Origin of the sequence: Streptomyces sp. NRRL B-3229, from assembly GCF_000719505.1 — a bacterium.
GTDB classification, from domain to species: Bacteria; Actinomycetota; Actinomycetes; order Streptomycetales; family Streptomycetaceae; genus Streptomyces; species Streptomyces griseorubiginosus.
The window spans coordinates 366,366-384,052 of record NZ_JOGP01000008.1; the positions used below are offsets into that span (position 1 = coordinate 366,366).

Annotated in this window: 15 protein-coding genes; 1 reads left to right on the top strand and 14 read right to left on the bottom strand. The window is 70.1% G+C overall.

Going from position 1 to position 17,687, the window contains the following annotated elements; translation table 11 throughout:
* Positions 1-6: 6 nt before the first annotated feature.
* The 5 genes from IF54_RS0115945 to IF54_RS0115965 form a co-directional block, all read right to left on the bottom strand.
* Complete coding sequence (locus tag IF54_RS0115945; protein ID WP_030318962.1) at positions 7-1,581, bottom strand: Na+/H+ antiporter; 1,575 nt, start codon at positions 1,579-1,581, stop codon at positions 7-9.
* 135 nt (positions 1,582-1,716) lie between these two features.
* Complete coding sequence (locus IF54_RS0115950) at positions 1,717-2,187, bottom strand: GNAT family N-acetyltransferase (protein ID WP_030318965.1); 471 nt, start codon at positions 2,185-2,187, stop codon at positions 1,717-1,719.
* Positions 2,184-3,128 carry an RluA family pseudouridine synthase gene (locus IF54_RS0115955; RefSeq protein ID WP_020137467.1) on the bottom strand — a complete coding sequence of 315 codons (945 nt, stop codon included), beginning with the start codon at positions 3,126-3,128 and terminating at the stop codon, positions 2,184-2,186. Before IF54_RS0115955 ends, IF54_RS0115950 begins: the two co-directional genes overlap by 4 nt.
* A 134-nt stretch (positions 3,129-3,262) precedes the next feature.
* Positions 3,263-3,838 carry a signal peptidase II gene (lspA, locus tag IF54_RS0115960; RefSeq protein WP_030318969.1) on the bottom strand — a complete coding sequence of 192 codons (576 nt, stop codon included), beginning with the start codon at positions 3,836-3,838 and terminating at the stop codon, positions 3,263-3,265.
* 61 nt (positions 3,839-3,899) lie between these two features.
* Positions 3,900-5,222 carry a TraR/DksA family transcriptional regulator gene (locus tag IF54_RS0115965; protein ID WP_030318971.1) on the bottom strand — a complete coding sequence of 441 codons (1,323 nt, stop codon included), beginning with the start codon at positions 5,220-5,222 and terminating at the stop codon, positions 3,900-3,902.
* 587 nt (positions 5,223-5,809) lie between these two features.
* Between IF54_RS0115965 and ileS the strand changes: the two genes are divergently transcribed.
* Positions 5,810-8,941 (top strand): isoleucine--tRNA ligase, encoded by a 3,132-nt coding sequence (ileS, locus tag IF54_RS0115970; protein WP_030318974.1) that lies wholly within the window; start codon positions 5,810-5,812, stop codon positions 8,939-8,941.
* Between the two features lie 151 nt (positions 8,942-9,092).
* On the opposite strand, the gene IF54_RS0115975 is transcribed toward ileS, so the two are convergent.
* From IF54_RS0115975 to ftsW, 9 genes are all read right to left on the bottom strand, one after another.
* Positions 9,093-10,292, bottom strand: coding sequence for a DivIVA domain-containing protein (locus IF54_RS0115975; RefSeq protein ID WP_030318976.1), 1,200 nt, complete (start codon positions 10,290-10,292; stop codon positions 9,093-9,095).
* A gap of 46 nt (positions 10,293-10,338) precedes the next feature.
* Positions 10,339-10,623 (bottom strand): YggT family protein, encoded by a 285-nt coding sequence (locus IF54_RS0115980; protein WP_020137460.1) that lies wholly within the window; start codon positions 10,621-10,623, stop codon positions 10,339-10,341.
* A gap of 61 nt (positions 10,624-10,684) precedes the next feature.
* Positions 10,685-11,326: a cell division protein SepF gene (locus IF54_RS0115985; protein WP_030318979.1), complete on the bottom strand. Its 642-nt coding sequence runs from the start codon at positions 11,324-11,326 to the stop codon at positions 10,685-10,687.
* 130 nt (positions 11,327-11,456) lie between these two features.
* Positions 11,457-12,176 (bottom strand): YggS family pyridoxal phosphate-dependent enzyme, encoded by a 720-nt coding sequence (locus IF54_RS0115990; protein WP_020137458.1) that lies wholly within the window; start codon positions 12,174-12,176, stop codon positions 11,457-11,459.
* A 6-nt stretch (positions 12,177-12,182) separates the two neighbouring features.
* On the bottom strand, positions 12,183-12,911 hold the full coding sequence (gene pgeF / locus IF54_RS0115995) for a peptidoglycan editing factor PgeF (RefSeq protein WP_030318982.1): 729 nt from the start codon (positions 12,909-12,911) through the stop codon (positions 12,183-12,185).
* Positions 12,908-14,110, bottom strand: a complete 1,203-nt coding sequence (ftsZ, locus tag IF54_RS0116000) for a cell division protein FtsZ (RefSeq protein ID WP_030318984.1) — start codon at positions 14,108-14,110, stop codon at positions 12,908-12,910. Before ftsZ ends, pgeF begins: the two co-directional genes overlap by 4 nt.
* A gap of 287 nt (positions 14,111-14,397) precedes the next feature.
* Positions 14,398-15,192, bottom strand: a complete 795-nt coding sequence (locus tag IF54_RS0116005; protein ID WP_030318985.1) for a cell division protein FtsQ/DivIB — start codon at positions 15,190-15,192, stop codon at positions 14,398-14,400.
* A gap of 25 nt (positions 15,193-15,217) precedes the next feature.
* Complete coding sequence (gene murG / locus IF54_RS0116010) at positions 15,218-16,309, bottom strand: undecaprenyldiphospho-muramoylpentapeptide beta-N-acetylglucosaminyltransferase (RefSeq protein ID WP_030318986.1); 1,092 nt, start codon at positions 16,307-16,309, stop codon at positions 15,218-15,220.
* A 6-nt stretch (positions 16,310-16,315) separates the two neighbouring features.
* Positions 16,316-17,677 carry a putative lipid II flippase FtsW gene (ftsW, locus tag IF54_RS0116015; RefSeq protein WP_030318989.1) on the bottom strand — a complete coding sequence of 454 codons (1,362 nt, stop codon included), beginning with the start codon at positions 17,675-17,677 and terminating at the stop codon, positions 16,316-16,318.
* Between the last annotated feature and the right edge of the window lie 10 nt (positions 17,678-17,687).

Consider the following 17,687-nt stretch of genomic DNA (forward strand, 5'->3'; position numbering starts at 1 on the left):
CAGCCGTCACCGCAGGCTACGAACGTCAAGGTGCCGCAACACCCGGTCCACCACCTCGGGATCGGCCCCCGGCTCGCTCCGCGCCGCGAGCACCTCGTGCCGCGCCGCGCTCAGCATCTCCCCCTGGATCCGCCGCATCCGCTTGAGCTTCCGCCGGGCCTCGCGCCGCTCCTCGTCCCCCATCTCCGGGTAGATCCGCACCCCGATCTCGAACGCCCTCCGCTGCATCTGCTCGGACAGTTCCTCCGGCAGCTCCTCGACCCTCTCGATCTCCTTGAGCCGCCGCTTGGCGGCCTTCGCCGCCCGTACCGCCAGTGACTTCTCGAACTCCTTCTCCCGCTCGGAGTCGGCCGTCACCCCCAGCCGCTTCACCAGCCAGGGCAGGGTCAGCCCCTGGAGCACCAGGGTCGCCATGATCACCCCGAACGCGATGAAGATGATCTCGTCCCGGTCGGGGAACCCCGCCCCGGACTCGGTCTCCAGCGGAATGGCCAGGGCCAGCGCGACCGACGCCACGCCCCGCATCCCGGACCACCACATGATGACGGTCTCCCGCCATCCCACCGGGATCTCCTCCTCGTAGTCCCGCTTGGCGTGCATCCGTTTGGTGAGCGCGGTCGCCGGCAGCAGCCACGCGAGCCGTACGAACACGACGACGGCCACGATCACCCCGGCCCAGCCGAGCATCTCGCCCCAGCGTCCGGCCGCGGTCCTGATCGCGTTGTGCAGCTCCAGCCCGATGAGCCCGAAGGCCACCCCGGTGACGAGCGTGTCGACGATGTCCCAGAAGGTGTGGCCGGCGAGCCGGGTCATCACGTCGTCGGCGTCGGTGCCGTACTCGGCGAGGAACAGGGCGGTGGTCAGCACGGCGAGCACACCGGAGCCGTGCAGCTCCTCGGCGAGGACGTAGGAGGCGTACGGCACGAGGACCGTGAGCCCGATCTGGAGGGTCGCGTCGCCCAGCAGGTCCATCAGCTTGTTGGCGCCCCAGCCGAGCACGAGCCCCACGGCGACGGCCACCACGGCGGAGAGCACCAGCTCGACGGCGGCCTCGCCCGGGGTGAAGGAGCCGCTCACGGCGGCGGCGACGGCCACGTGGTACAGCACGATCGCCGTCACGTCGTTGAAGAGCCCCTCGCCCTCCAGGATGGACACCAGCCTGCGGGGCAGACCCAGTTGGCCCGCGACCGCGGTGGCGGCGACCGGGTCGGGCGGTGCGACGAGCGCGCCGAGCGCGACGGCGGCCGCGAGCGGCAGCCCCGGCACGATGGTGTGGGCGACCGCGGCCACGGACAGGGTCGTGACGAAGACGAGGGCGACGGCGAGCAGGAAGATCGGCCGCTTGTTGGCCGCGAACTGGCGCCAGGAGGTGCGCCGGACGGCGGCGTAGAGCAGCGGTGGCAGCAGGATGGGCAGGATCAGCTCGGGCGGGATGTCGACGTTGGGCACGAAGTCCAGCACCGCGAGGACGATCCCGAGCAGCGTCATCAGCACGGGCGCCGGCAACCCGAACCGGTCCCCCACCGGGACGCTGATCAGAGCCCCCAGCAACAACACGAACAACAGGGCCAGCTGATCCACGGTCAGAGCTCCGGGCACCTCGACGAACCATCGGTCCCTTTAGTCTGCCCGCTCAACCCCGGGACCTGCCCGATCGCCGCCTGCGAGTACCGACCGCACCCGGTCCGGAATCGGGCCCAGGAGTCCGCCGAGCCGTCAGAGCACCCGCCGCATGGCCCGATGGGCGATCCCCGCGTCCGGGAACTCCGGCCCGTACGCCACGTACCCCAGCCGCTCGTAGAACCCCAGCGCGTGGGTCTGTGCGTGCAGATCGACGGCGGCCAGGCCACGCGCGCGTGCCGCGTCCTCGAGGGCCCGCACCAGCGCGGCGCCCACCCCCAGTCCCCGGGCCGCCTGCGACACCGCGAGCCGCCCCAGGGACCCCACCGAGTCGTCCCCGCCGGTCTTCCCGGCCGCGGCCTCGCCGAACAGCAGCCGCCCGGTCCCGAGCGGCACCCCGTCCTCCCGCACGGCCAGCACATGCAGCGCCACGGCGTCGTAGGCGTCGTACTCGATGTCCTCGGGCACGCCCTGCTCGCCGACGAAGACCTCCTTGCGGACCGTGAAGCAGGCCTCACGGTCGGCGGGGTCCTCGGCGACCCGGACCTCGTACGCGGGCGTGCTCACCCGTAGGTCTCCTCGCGCACCAGGTCCAGAGCCTGCTGGAGGTCCTCGGGGTAGTCGCTCGCGAACTCCACCCACTCCCCGTCCCCGGGGTGCTCGAAGCCGAGCCGCACCGCGTGCAGCCACTGCCGGGTCAGCCGGAGCCGCTTGGCGAGCGTCGGATCGGCGCCGTACGTCAGGTCGCCGACGCAGGGGTGCCGGTGGGCCGCCATGTGGACGCGGATCTGGTGGGTGCGCCCGGTCTCCAGCTTCACGTCGAGCAGGGACGCCGCGCGGAACGCCTCGATGAGGTCGTAGTGCGTCACGGACGGCTTGCCCTCTGCGGTGACCGCCCACTTGTAGTCGTGCTGGGGGTGCCGGCCGATGGGCGCGTCAATGGTGCCGCTGGTCGGGTCCGGGTGGCCCTGGACGAGCGTGTGGTACCGCTTGTCGACCGTGCGCTCCTTGAACTGGCGCTTGAGCGAGGTGTACGCCCGCTCCGACTTGGCCACGACCATCAGCCCGGACGTGCCGACGTCGAGCCGGTGCACGATGCCCTGGCGCTCGGCCGCGCCGGAGGTCGAGATCCGGTACCCCGCGGCGGCGAGCCCGCCGATCACGGTGGTCCCGGTCCAGCCCGGGGAGGGGTGCGCGGCCACGCCGACCGGCTTGACGATCACGACCACGTCGTCGTCGTCATGGACGATCTCCATGCCCTCGACCGGCTCGGCGACGATCTGCACCGGCGCGGGCGCCTGGGGCATCTCGACCTCGAGCCAGGCCCCGCCGTGCACCCGCTCGGACTTCCCGACCACCGACCCGTCGACCGTGACCTTCCCCGAGGCGGCGAGTTCGGCCGCCTTGGTCCGGGAGAAGCCGAACATGCGGGAGATGGCGGCGTCGACGCGCTCGCCCTCCAGTCCGTCGGGCACGGGCAGGGTACGGATCTCGGGAATCGTGCTCACCCGTCGAGTATGCCGGACCGCCCGGACCGCCCCGACCGGCCCTGTGGAAAACCGGATGGCCGGGGCTCGGTCGGCGCTGACCGCATGGCCGGGACAGGGTCGCGCTGACCGCATGGGCGGGGCTCGGTCGGCGCTCAGCCCTTGTGGACGGTGCCGTCCGGGTCCAGCCCCTTGAAGGACAGCAGCACGATCAGGATGCCGCCGCACACGATCGCCGAGTCCGCGAGGTTGAAGACCGCGAAGTGCTTGGGCGCGATGAAGTCGACCACCGCCCCCTCGAACACGCCGGGCGAGCGGAACAGCCGGTCCGTGAGGTTGCCGAGGGCACCGCCGAGCAGCAGACCGAGCGCGATCGCCCAGGGCAGGCTGTAGAGCTTGCGGGCCAGCCGCGCGATGACCACGATGACGGCGGCCGCGATCACCGTGAAGATCACCGTGAACGCCTCGCCGAAGCCGAAGGCCGCGCCCGCGTTGCGGATCGCCTCCAGCTTCAGCCAGTCACCGATGATCTCGATCGGCTCGTGGTGCTCCAGCTTGGCGACCACGATCATCTTGCTGATGAGGTCCAGGGCGTACGCGAAGGCGGCGACCGTGAACAGCACGGCGACACGGCGCCTGCCCCGGGACCGCGCCTGCTGGTCCTGCTCCGGCTCGGCCCCCGCCGCCTCTGGGGTATCCGGCGTACCGATGATGCGCTCCGCCTCTGCCACGTGAGTCCCTCGACCTAGGTACCTGACTGAGGACGAGGGTACGACACGCCCACACCCACCCTCAGTACCGGCGTTCCTGCTTCTGCTTGCACTCCACGCACAGGGTCGCGCGAGGGAAGGCCTGCATGCGTGCCTTGCCGATGGGGTTGCCGCAGTTCTCGCACAGACCGTAGGTGCCGGCGTCGAGGCGTCCGAGGGCGCGCTCGGTCTGGGTGAGCATCTCGCGCGCGTTGGCCGCGAGGGCCATCTCGCTCTCCCGTGTGATGTTCTTCGTGCCGGTGTCGGCCTGGTCGTCGCCCGCGCCGTCACCGGAGTCCCGCATGAGCCCGACCAGGGACTCCTCGGAGGTGGTGATCTCGGTGCGCAGCCGCAGCACCTCGGCCGTCAGCTCCGCGCGCGCCTCCTCGACCTCCTCGGGCGTCCAGGGATCCTCGCCGGGGCGTACCGCGAGTTCGCCGGGTTCCGCCGCGGAGGCACGTGCGCCGGGTACGGCGTTCTTGTCCGCCGTGGCCGTGCCAGGAGTCTTCTTCGCAACCACCGTCGTGGCTCCCGTCTTCTTCGCGGCCTCGGCCGCGCCCGCCTTCTTGGCCGTGCTCTTTCTGGCCGCCCGCTTCTTGGGGGTGCCCTCCCCGGAGGTGCCCTGCGGAACACCGGCCTCCGTGGCGGCCGTCTCCGTGACAGCGGTGTCCTTCGCGGCCGTCCTCTTCCCCGCGGTCTGCGCCGCGGTGGGGCCTTCGGCCGTGCTCTTGGTCGCGGCCGTGCCTTTCGCCCCGGCTGTGCTCCTCGCCGCGGTTTTCCTCGTGACCGCCTTCTTCTCCGTGCCCGGAGCCTTTTCCGTGCCCGAGGCCTTCTTCGTGCCCGGAGTCTTCTTCGTGCCCGGAGTCTTCTTCGCGACCGCGGGCTGCTCGGCGGTCGCGGGCTTCCTGCCGACCGCCTTCTTGGAGACCGCGGCAGTCTTCGCGACCGCGGCCTTCTTCGCGCTCACGGCCTTCTTCCCGCGCGCGGCCTTCTTCGCGGCCGTGGACTTCTTCGCGACCGCGGACGTCTTCGTGACCGAGGCCTTGCCGACGCCCTTGGTGACCTCCTCCGCCCCACCGACAGGTGCCTCGGCCGCCGCTCTCCGGCCCGATCTCCCGTCCTCGGCCGCCCCGCGCCCGCCGGAGGCCGACGTGGCCTTCTTGGCGCCGCTCGCCTTGCGGGGCACCGCCTTCCTGGCCGCGGCCCCGACCGCCTTCACGGCCTTGACGGCCTTGACCGCACCCTTGGCGGGCGCCCCCCGCGCACTCTTCTTCCCGCCTGTCTCCTTGGCCTCGCCGCCGGAGGCCCGGGCATCGGTGGACCGGCCCGACGCCGACTGCTGTACGGCGGTCTTCTTAGCCACCATGCCGCGGCCCCTTCACATATTGTGATCTTGCTCGCGAATCGTGCTGGGACGATAAATCGACTCGAGTCCCGCGGCAACGGGGCACGCCGCCCGATTCGCCCGCCCCCGCGCGCGAGGCGGGAAGCATGCAAGCGTTGTGCCCAGCTCCCCGCCAGGTAATCCGCCCGAGCGGCCGTCCCGGAATGCGAACAGTCGTGCCGCTCCATTCGGGTCACTCCACGCCCCACGGCGGCCTCGGCGTCCGGCCCCGGAAAACCGGTCGGCCGCTGTCCTCGACGCGCCGTACACTGGGCGGAGCGAAAAGCGTGGATGGGGACGAGTAGCGGCGTACGCAGCCAGGAGCGACCCGGGGACGGTGGAAGCCCGGGGGCGAGCGCGACGCGAAGATCACCCCGGAGCCGCCGGAAGAAACCCCCAGCAGGGGGCGTAGACCCGGCATCGCGACCCCAATGAGGGGGCTCACCGGCGCACACCCCGTGCCGGCGGGCCAAGGAGGGTGGTACCGCGGGAGCGCGCCGAGACCGGCGTAGAGAAGAAGGCTCTCGTCCCTCCGGACGGAAGGCAGCACATCCGCCGGAGGAAGACTGATGACGCAGTACCGCCAGGTGCCCGCCCAGGTCGACCTGCCCGCGCTCGAGCACGCCGTGCTCGACTTCTGGCGCGAGCAGAAGATCTTCGCCAAGACCCTGGAGCAGTCCGAGGGCCGCCCCGAGTGGGTGTTCTACGAGGGCCCGCCCACCGCCAACGGCATGCCGGGCGCCCACCACATCGAGGCCCGCGTCTTCAAGGACGTCTTCCCCCGCTTCCGCACCATGCGCGGCTACCACGTGGCCCGCAAGGCCGGCTGGGACTGCCACGGCCTGCCGGTGGAGCTCGCGGTGGAGAAGGAGCTCGGCTTCACCGGCAAGAAGGACATCGAGGCGTACGGCATCGCCGAGTTCAACGCGAAGTGCCGCGAGTCGGTGACCCGTCACACCGACGCCTTCGAGGCGCTCACGACCCGCATGGGCTACTGGACCGACCTCCAGGACCCGTACCGCACGATGGATCCGGAGTACATCGAGTCGGTCTGGTGGTCGCTGAAGGAGATCTTCAACAAGGGCCTGCTGGTCCAGGACTACCGCGTGGCCCCCTGGTGCCCCCGTGACGAGACGGGCCTGTCGGACCACGAGCTGGCGCAGGGCTACGAGACGATCGTCGACCCTTCCGTGTACGTCCGTTTCCCGCTCACCTCCGGTCCGCTCGCCGGTGAGGCCGCGCTCCTGGTGTGGACGACGACTCCCTGGACACTGGTGTCCAACACGGCCGTGGCCGCGCACCCCGGGGTCACCTACGTCGTCGCGACCGATGGCGAGGAAAAGCTCGTCGTCGCCGAGCCGCTGCTCGCCAAGGCGCTCGGCGAGGGCTGGGAGACCACCGGCCAGTCCTTCACCGGCGCCGAAATGGAGCGCTGGACGTATCAACGTCCGTTCGAGCTCGTGGAGTTCCCGGAGCCGGCCCACTACGTGGTCAACGCCGAGTACGTCACGACCGAGGACGGCACGGGTCTGGTCCACCAGTCCCCCGCGTTCGGTGAGGACGACCTCAAGGTCTGCCGCGCCTACGGCCTGCCCGTCGTGAACCCCGTCCGCCGGGACGGCACCTTCGAGGAGGACGTCCCCCTGGTCGGCGGCGTCTTCTTCAAGAAGGCGGACGAAAAGCTCACCGAGGACCTCCAGCAGCGCGGCCTCCTCTTCAAGCACATCCCGTACGAGCACAGCTACCCGCACTGCTGGCGCTGCCACACCGCGCTCCTCTACTACGCGCAGCCGTCCTGGTACATCCGCACCACCGCCGTCAAGGACCGTCTCCTCCAGGAGAACGAGAACACCAACTGGTTCCCGGAGACCGTCAAGCACGGCCGCTTCGGCGACTGGCTCCAGAACAACATCGACTGGGCCCTGTCCCGCAACCGCTACTGGGGCACCCCGCTGCCGATCTGGCGCTGCGAGGACGACCACCTCACGGTCGTCGGCTCCCGCGCGGAGCTCACCGAGCTGACGGGCACCGACCAGTCCGAACTGGACCCGCACCGTCCGTACATCGACGCGGTCACCTTCGACTGCCCGCAGTGCCGGAAGACGGCCACGCGCGTGCCGGAGGTCATCGACGCCTGGTACGACTCGGGTTCGATGCCGTTCGCGCAGTGGGGCTACCCGTACAAGAACAAGGAACTGTTCGAGTCCCGCTACCCGGCGCAGTTCATCTCCGAGGCCATCGACCAGACACGCGGCTGGTTCTACACACTGATGGCCGTCGGCACCCTGGTCTTCGACAAGTCGTCGTACGAGAACGTCGTCTGCCTCGGTCACATCCTCGCCGAGGACGGCCGCAAGATGTCCAAGCACCTGGGCAACACCCTGGATCCGATCCCGCTGATGGACCGGCACGGCGCGGACGCCGTGCGCTGGTTCATGGCGGCCGGCGGCTCCCCGTGGGCGGCCCGCCGGGTGGGCCACGGCACCATCCAGGAGGTCGTCCGCAAGACGCTCCTGACGTACTGGAACACGGTCGCCTTCCAGGCCCTGTACGCCCGTACGTCGAACTGGGCGCCCAGCGCGGCGGACCCGGCCCCGGCCGACCGCCCGGTCCTGGACCGCTGGCTGCTGTCCGAACTGCACGCCCTGACCGACCAGGTGACCCAGTCCCTGGAGGCGTACGACACCCAGCGCGCCGGCAAGCTCCTGTCGGCGTTCGTCGACGACCTGTCCAACTGGTACGTACGACGGTCCCGGCGCCGTTTCTGGCAGGGCGACAAGGCCGCGCTGCGCACCCTGCACGAGGTCGTCGAGACGGTCACCCAGCTGATGGCCCCGCTGACCCCGTTCATCGCCGAGCGGGTCTGGCAGGACCTGGTGGTGCCGGTCACCCCGGACGCCCCGGAGTCGGTGCACCTGGCCTCCTGGCCGGAGGCGGACCTCTCGGCCATCGACCCGGAGCTGTCGCGGCAGATGGTCCTGGTGCGCCGGCTGGTCGAGCTGGGCCGGGCCACGCGCGCGGAGTCGGGTGTGAAGACCCGTCAGCCGCTGTCCCGGGCGCTGATCGCGGCGACCGGCTTCGACGCCCTCGACCGTGAACTGCACGCGCAGATCACCGAGGAGCTGAACGTGAGCTCGCTCGCGTCCCTCTCCGAGGTCGGCGGCAGCCTGGTCGACACCACCGCGAAGGCCAACTTCCGCGCCCTGGGCAAGCGGTTCGGCAAGCGCGTCCAGGACGTGGCCAAGGCCGTCGCCAACGCCGACGCGGCCGCGCTCTCCCTGGCCCTGCGCGAGGGCACCGCGTCGGTCGAGGTCGACGGCGAGACCGTCACCCTCGCTCCCGACGAGGTGATCATCACGGAGACCCCGCGCGAGGGCTGGTCGGTGGCGTCCGACTCCGGTGCCACGGTCGCTCTCGACCTGGAGATCACCGAGGAGCTCCGCCAGGCGGGCCTCGCCCGTGACGCGATCCGTCTGATCCAGGAGGCCCGCAAGAACAGCGGCCTCGACGTGGCCGACCGCATCGCGCTGCGCTGGACGTCCACGGACCCGGCGGTGACCGCGGCTCTCACCGAGCACGCGGGGCTGATCTCCGACGAGGTCCTGGCCACGGACTTCGCGCAGGGAGATGCGGACGGCTCCTACGGCGAGGCGTTCAGCGATGAGGGCCTGTCCCTGACCTTCCGTCTACGCAAGGCGTAAGGCGGAGCGAGAAGGCCCGGTCCCCTCGGGGACCGGGCCTTCTTCATGCCTACGACACCGTGATCAACACGCGTAAAAGGGCGGGACCCCGGATGAAAGATCCGGGGTCCCGCCCTGAACGCTGCCGACGCCTAAGGCGTACTAGAGGCCGTCAGTTGTCGTCCTCGTCGATCAGGAAGCCACGCATCGGCGACGGAGCCTGGCCCATCGGGCCGGGGCCCTGCGGCCGGACCGGAGCCATCGGCTGGGTCATCGCGGGCGACATCTGCTGCTGACCGCCGTAGGACGGAGCGGCCGGCGAAGGACCGCCGCCCATGCCGCCGGGGTTGCCGCCGTACGACGGGGCGCTCGCGCCGGCCGGGGCCATGGAAGGCGCCGGGGACGGCGGCAGCGACGCGGTCGCCGGGGTGCGCGGCGGGGCCAGCGAGTCGTCGGCCTGGGTCTCCAGCTGACGCAGCTGCGACTCGAGGTACGACTTCAGACGCGTGCGGTACTCGCGCTCGAAGCCGCGCAGGTCCTCGACCTTGCGCTCCAGCGTGGCGCGGGCGGACTCCAGGGAGCCCATCGCGACGCGGTGCTTCTCCTGCGCGTCCCGCTCCAGGGCGTCGGCCTTGGCACGGGCGTCACGCTCGAGGCCCTCGGCACGCGAACGCGCCTCGCCCACGATCTTGTTGGCCTCGGAACGGGCCTCGGCGATCGCCTGGTCGGCGGTCTGCTGGGCCAGCGAGAGGACGCGCGCGGCGCTGTCGCCACCGGGGCCCTGACCGGGGCCGCCCATCGGACCGCCCATGGGGCCGCCCATCGGGCCACCCATCTGCTGCATGGGCTGACCGCCCATGGTGCCCTGGCCCATCGGACCCTGACCCATGGGGCCCTGACCCATCGGACCCTGACCCATCGGTCCGGGGCCCTGCGGGCCGCCCTGGCCGCTGGGGCCGGCGGGCAGCTGCGGCGCACCGCTCGGCAGCTGGGGAGGACCGCCCATGGGGCCACCCATCTGCTGCGGCGGCCCAGATATGCCGGCCGGTACGGGAGCGCCGGGACCGGGTCCGCGCATGCCCTGCTGCGGCATCCCCTGTCCGGGCATGCCACCCTGCTGCTGCATACCGCCCTGCTGCATGCCGCCCTGCTGGTCCTGCTCCGGAGGCTTGCGCATGTTCTGCTGGTTCTGGGCAGCAGCGCGCGTGGCCGCGGCCAGCTTGGCGCGCAGGTCCTCGTTCTCGCGGAGCAGGCGCGTCAGTTCGGCTTCGACCTCGTCGAGGAAGGCATCGACCTCGTCCTCGTCATAGCCTTCTCGGAGGCGGACGGTCGTGAACTGCTTGTTCCGCACGTCCTCGGGGGTCAACGGCATCTCTTCACCTCAACGTAGTCGTCGGCATTCGGCAAGACCGTATCGTTCACAGCCGGCTCACGACGGAGATCAGGATGTAGACGATGATCATCAGTACGAAGAAGGACAGGTCGAGCGCCACGCCCCCGAGACGCAACGGCGGGATAACCCGCCGCAGAAGCTTGAGCGGTGGATCAGTGACAGTGTAGGTGGCCTCCAGAACGACCACCATCGCCTTGCCGGGTTGCCATGAGCGGGCGAACTGGAAGACGTAGTCCATGACCAACCGGAAGATGAGCACGATGAGGAAACACATCAGCGCGATGTAGATCACCTGAACGACCACGCTCATTGCTGGTGCTTCCCTCTCCCCAGTTTCCGTGCTGCTGGTACTGCTGTTCCGGTCGTGCGTCTCAGCTCTGGTTGAAGAACCCGCCCTCTGCGATGCGGGCCTTGTCCTCCGCCGTGACATCGACGTTAGCAGGCGACAACAGGAACACCTTCTGCGTCACCCGCTCGATGCTGCCGTGAAGACCAAACACCAAACCGGCCGCAAAGTCGACAAGTCGCTTGGCGTCTGTGTCATCCATCTCAGTCAGATTCATGATCACCGGGGTGCCCTCACGGAAGTGTTCCCCGATGGTACGGGCCTCGTTGTAGGTCCGGGGGTGAAGTGTGGTGATCCGGTAAGGCTCTCGTTCCGACACGACCTTGGGCATGATCACCGGTGCGTTCTTCTCCAGGCTTGCGCGCTCTTGTGTGATGGATGCCACGGGCGCGATACGCGCGGGACGCACCGATTCCGCGGCCGGCGAAGAGGATCGGGGCAGCGGGTCGCGCGCCGCGGACGGCTGAACGACTCTGACCGATTCGCCCCTTTCGGACTGAAGTGCCTGATGTGACTGGTGAGACGGCTCATGCCGTCGCCGGTCCCGCTCGAGCTCCGGGTCGAGTTCGGGCTCGAAGTCGTCGTCGGGGTCAAACCCACGGCCGTCGTACCCGTCGTCCTCCACGAGGCCGAGGTAGACCGCCATCTTGCGCATCGCGCCGGCCATTCTCTGAGTCCTCCGCTCTGTGGTGGATCGACTGACTACTGCCAAGTGCCCGCGATCCACGAGGTCGTTATTGCCGCCTTTCGGGCGGTAATGACCATATTTTCTGCTGTGGTCCGACTTCCTGGCGACGTTACCCGAGCCTGGGGCGGACTCCGAGTACCGCGGTGCCGACGCGCACATGTGTCGCCCCGGCCGCCACGGCCTGTTCGAGGTCCGCGCTCATCCCTGCGGAGACCATGTTCGCAGCCGGATGGGCTCGGCGCAGGTCGGTCGACAAATCCATCAACCGCTCGAACGCCGCCTGTTCACGTCCCGCGTATTCACCGGTGAGCGGAGCGACGGTCATCAGCCCGTCGAGCCGCAGCCCCGGAGCCCCGGCCACGAGACCGGCCAACTCCTCGATTCCACCCGGCGCCACGCCGCCCCGCTCCCCCCGCTCGCTGGATCCGGCGTCGAGCGCGACCTGGATGAGGCACCCCAGTTCGCGCCCTGCCTTCACGGCCTCCCTGGAGAGAGCCGTCACCAGCTTGGAACGATCGACAGACTGCACGAGATCCGCGTAACCGACCACGGATCGCACTTTGTTGGTCTGCAACTGACCAACAAAGTGCCAAGTGAGCGGCAGATCCGAGCATTCGGCGGCCTTGGGCGCCGCGTCCTGGTCCTTGTTCTCGGCGACGTGCCGCACGCCGAGCTCGCAGAGGGTCCGCACATCGCTCGCGGGGTAGGTCTTGGTGACCACGATGAGCGTCACCTCGTCACGCCCCCGCCCGGCAGCAGCGCACGCCGCGGCGATACGCTCCTCCACTTTCGCCAGATTCGCGGCGAGTTCGTCCTTACGGTCCGTCATGCCCCATCAACCCAGCCAGACATATCCCGCGAGTCGCCCCGTGGTGCGCTCGCGGCGGTAGGAGAAGTGGTCGCCCGACTCGATCGTGCACACCGGCGACTGCTGCCGGTCGCGCACCCCGAGCCGGTCGAGCTGCGCGTGCACTCCGGCGGTCACGTCGACCGCGGGGGTGCCCCAACTCGTCTCGGCGTGCGCCGCGGGTTCGACGGCGGCGACGTCGGCGCGCATCTCCTCGGGCACCTCGTAGCACTTTCCGCAGACGGCGGGTCCGGTGCGGACGACGATCCGGGCGGGGTCGGCGCCGAGTCCGGTCATCGCGCGTAGCGCTGCGGGGACGACTCCGGCGACCATGCCGGGCCGGCCGGCGTGGGCCGCCGCGACGATCCCGGCGACCGGGTCGGCGAGCAGCACCGGAGTGCAGTCAGCGGTCAGGACGGCGAGGGCGAGACCGCGTTCGGCGGTGACGATCGCGTCGACCTCGGGCACCGGGCGCTCGCCCCACGGCCCGGAGACCACCTCGACGTCGGCTCCGTGCACCTGGTTCATCCAGACCACCCGCGCGGGGTCGAGCCCGAGCGACTTGGCGGCCAGTTCACGGTTGGTCGCCACGGCCTCGGAGTCGTCGCCGACCGCTCCGCCGAGGTTGAGCTCCGCATACGGAGCGGCGCTCACCCCGCCCCACCGGTCGGTGAAGGCGAAGTGCGCGCCGCTCACGCTCTCGCGCTGTCCTATCACTTCAGGAAGTCCGGCACGTCCAGTTCCTCGGCCGCGCTGTCGGAGTAGCTCCGCGACGGCGGGACCGGCGGGGAGACCGGGAGGTCGGCAACCGGCTCGGGCGCCGGCTCCGGGTCCTCCTTCGGCGTGACGCTGCCGAGCGAGCCGAAGGACGGACGGCTCTCGGGCTGCCGTACCGGAGTGGGCTCGTCGCGGCGGGCCGAGGAGGACGAGGAGGACGAGCCCATCACGGTCTCGCGGCGGGCCGGCGGCTGACCGCCGTCGAAGCCGGCGGCGATCACGGTGACGCGGACCTCGTCGCCGAGGGCGTCGTCGATGACCGCACCGAAGATGATGTTGGCCTCGGGGTGGGCGGCCTCGCTGACCAGCTGGGCGGCCTCGTTGATCTCGAACAGGCCGAGGTCGGAGCCACCGGAGATGGAGAGCAGCACACCGCGGGCGCCGTCGATGGACGCCTCGAGGAGCGGCGAGGAGATCGCCATCTCGGCGGCGGCCACCGCGCGGTCGTCGCCGCGGGCCGAGCCGATGCCCATCAGGGCCGAACCGGCCTCGGACATGACCGACTTGACGTCGGCGAAGTCGAGGTTGATCAGACCGGGCGTGGTGATGAGGTCGGTGATGCCCTGCACACCGGAGAGCAGGACCTGGTCGGCCGACTTGAAGGCGTCGAGCACCGAGACCTGGCGGTCCGAGATGGACAGCAGGCGGTCGTTGGGGATGACGATGAGGGTGTCGACCTCTTCGCGGAGTTCCGCGATGCCGTCCTCGGCCTGGTTGGCGCGGCGCCGGCCCTCGAAGGTGAAGGGGCGGGTGACCACGCCGATGGTGAGAGCGCCCAGCGAACGGGCGATGTTGGCCACGACGGGCGCGCCGCCGGTGCCGGTGCCGCCGCCTTCACCGGCCGTCACGAAGACCATGTCGGCCCCCTTGAGGACCTCCTCGATCTCCTCGCGGTGGTCCTCGGCGGCCTTGCGGCCGACGGCCGGGTTGGCGCCGGCGCCGAGTCCGCGGGTGAGTTCGCGGCCGACGTCGAGCTTGACGTCGGCGTCGCTCATCAACAGCGCCTGCGCGTCGGTGTTGATGGCGATGAACTCGACGCCCTTGAGACCGACCTCGATCATCCGGTTGATGGCATTGACACCACCGCCGCCGACACCGATGACTTTGATGACTGCGAGGTAGTTCTGCGGTGCTGCCACGTCGAAGGCCTCTCGCCTCGAGTTACGTGTCGCCGAACCGACGTGGCACTGCTGCCAAGCGATCCGTCGACTGATGCCGAATGGGACGGTCCGTAGTGCCGACCCGAACCCTAACGCTGAAGTTTAGGGTTACCAGTGTGTCTGTTCCCTGGAGTCTTCTGAACAGGACACTAAGTCGACAAGTGGCGCACGTTCAACGAACACGCCGAACCTCCCGTTTTTCTTTTCACCCTATGTGATCAGCCGTAGCAGTGCCCAACCAGGGTGCTGGCCTGCGCTGATGTGCGTCAACTCCCCGATGACGCCGGGGCGGTGGGAACGCTGACGTCGAAGTGCCGCGCATCCGGGGCGGCTTTCATGAGAGCGCTGAGCGTACGGGCCTTGGCGGCACCCTTCTCGCTGCTCCCCCAGGCGACGGTCCGGCCGTCGTTCAACTCCAGCGAGATGTCGTCGTAGGAACGCACCTTGACGGCACGGGTGGCGTGCGCGACCGCGGCCGGAATGTCACCCGCCACGCGGACCGCCTCGCGCACCAGCCGCTCCTCCCCGAAGCGGCGCAGGCTCGCGGCCCGGGAACCGGGCCGGGAGAGCGTCAATTGCAGTGCGGGGACGCCTTTCGGGGCCACGGGAACCGTGGCGAAACGGACACCGCCGTCGTCCACTTCGACAAAGTTTCTGCCCTTTTGGACAAGCAGAACGGGAACACGCTCGGTCACTTTCAGCCCGATTCCATGAGGCCAGGAACGGCTGACGTCAACTGCGTCAATTCGGGGCAATTTCCGGCGCAGTCGGGCCTCGATGGCATCGGTGTCGAGGGAAATCAGGGGTGATCCGAGCGGGATGTCGGCGGCCTCGCGCACCTGCTGGGGGGTGAGCACGGTGGTCCCGGAGACCGACACACGCTCCACGCGCAGCCACTGAGAGCCGTACAACAGCCAGACGGTGCCCGCGGAAAGCAGGACGAGCGCCACGGCCAGGATGATGATCACACGAAGGCGCCGGACCCTCAACCGCCGGGCGGGAGGCGGGCCGGACGACTCCTGCTGGCGTTCACCGCGCTCGGCGGTCGTCGATCCGGCCACGCTTCCTGCCCTTCGTACACGGGTCCTAACGGCGCTGCGAGGCGATCGCCTCGTAGACCATGCCGACGAGGAGGTCGTCGGCGTCCCGGCGGCCGAACTCGGCGGCGGCGCGGGACATCTCGTACAGCCGGTGCGGGTCGGCGAGCACGGGCAGGACGTTGGCCCGTACCCAGTCGGGCGTCAGTTCCGCGTCGTCGACCAGCAGTCCGCCGCCGGCCTTGACCACCGGCTGGGCGTTCAGCCGCTGTTCGCCGTTGCCGATGGGCAGCGGGACGTAGGCGGCCGGGAGCCCGACGGCGGAGAGTTCGGCGACGGTCATCGCGCCCGCGCGGCAGAGCATCATGTCGGCCGCGGCGTACGCGAGGTCCATCCGGTCCAGGTAACTTACCGGGATGTAGGGGGGCATTCCCGGCATCTGCTGGACATGCGGCAGTTCGTTCTTCGGGCCGACGGCGTGCAGGATCTGGATCCCGGCCTGCTGGAGCCAGGGCGCGACCTGCTGCACGACCTCGTTGAGGCGCCGGGCGCCCTGCGAGCCGCCGGAGACCAGCAGCGTGGGCAGGTTGGGGTCGAGGCCGAACATCGCGCGGGCCTCGGGACGGGCGGCGGCCCGGTCCAGGGTGGCGATGGTGTGGCGCAGCGGGATGCCGATGTAGCGGGAGTTGCGCAGCTTGCTGTCCGGCGTGGCGACGGCGACCTGGGCGGCATACCGGGAGCCGATCTTGTTGGCGAGGCCGGGGCGGGCGTTGGCCTCGTGGATCACGATCGGCACGCCGAGCCGCTTGGCCGCGAGGTAGCCGGGCAGGGCGACGTAGCCGCCGAAGCCGACGACCGCGTCGGCCTTGGTGCGCTCCAGGATCTGCTCGGTGGCCTTGATCGTGCCGCGCAGCCGTCCGGGGACGGTGATCAGCTCGGGGGTGGGCTTACGGGGCAGCGGGACGGCCGGGATGAGGGCGAGCTCGTAGCCGCGCTGCGGGACCAGCTTGGTCTCCAGACCCCGTTCCGTGCCCAGGGCCGTGATCCCCACGCTCGGGTCCTGCCTGCGCAGGGCGTCCGCGAGGGCGAGCGCGGGCTCGATGTGGCCGGCGGTCCCCCCACCGGCGAGTACGACATGCACCGAAATTCACCGCTCTCCGGACGAACGCGCCGATGGGGCGCGCCGTCGCATCGTGTTCCATCTCCGAGGCCCCCGTGCCGGCACGGCGCCTCCCGCCCGCTTTCTACCAAAGCGAGGTTGCCGCATCGACAGTGCTGCCCGCGCAGCGGGGTCGTCCCGCGCGAACGCGATCAGCAGCCCGATGGCGAACATGGTCGGCAGCAGGGCGGACCCTCCGTAGGAGAACAGCGGGAGCGGGACGCCGGCGATCGGCAGCAGACCGAGCACCGCACCGATGTTGATCACCGCCTGCGCGGTGATCCAGGTGGTCACGCCTCCCGCGGCATACCTCACGAAGGGGTCCTCCGTGCGTCCGGCCACGCGGATACCCGCATAGCCTAGAGCCGCGAAGAGGGCGAGCACCGACAGCGTCCCCGCGAGGCCCAGTTCCTCACCGGTGACGGCGAAGATGAAGTCGGTGTGGGCTTCGGGTAGTTGGCCCCATTTCTCCACACTCGCACCCAGCCCGGAACCGAAGATCCCACCGGAGGCGAGGGCATAGATCCCGTGCACGGCCTGCCAGCAGTCGGCGCCGCCGGACCGGGGCTCGGTGGCGCCGATGCAGGCGAGCCGGGCCATCCGGTTGGGGCTGGTCTTGATGAGGACGAACCCGATGAACGCGGCGACCGACAGCACCCCGACGAACAGCCGGGTGGGCGCCCCCGCGAGCCAGAGCAGGCCGAACAGGATCGCCGTCAGGATGATCGCCGTGCCCATGTCCCCGCCGAGCATGATCAGACCGAGCAGCAGGAAGGCGACCGGGACGAGCGGCACCAGCATGTGCTTCCACTGGGACAGCAGCTTGCGGTCCTGCTTGCGGGCGAGCAGGTCGGCCGCCCACAGCACGAGGGCGAGCTTGCCGAACTCGCTGGGCTGGATCTGGAAGGAGCCGCCGAGCGAGATCCAGTTCTGGTTGCCGTTGACCGACATCCCTATCCCCGGCACCTGCACCAGGGCCATCAGGAAGACCGCGCCCGCGAGGATCGGGTAGGCGAGGGCCCGGTGCAGCTTGACCGGCATGCGCGAGGCCACCAGCAGCAGCACTCCCCCGATGACGGCGGCGAGCAACTGCTTGCGGAAGAAGTAGGAGCCGGGCAGGGACATCTGCAACGCCGTGATCTGGGAGGCCGAGTAGACCATCACCAGGCCCAGCACGGTGATCAGCAGACTGCCGCCGAGGATCAGGTAGTAGGCGGTCAGCGGCCGGTCCCAGGCCTTGCGCGCGCGGGTGTAGAGCCGCAGGACGGGGTTCTCGCGGGCCTGCCGGGGGACGACGAGGCGCCGGGGCGCCCGCTGAACGGGGGGCCTGCCGGTACGGCTACTGGGCATCAACGCCTCC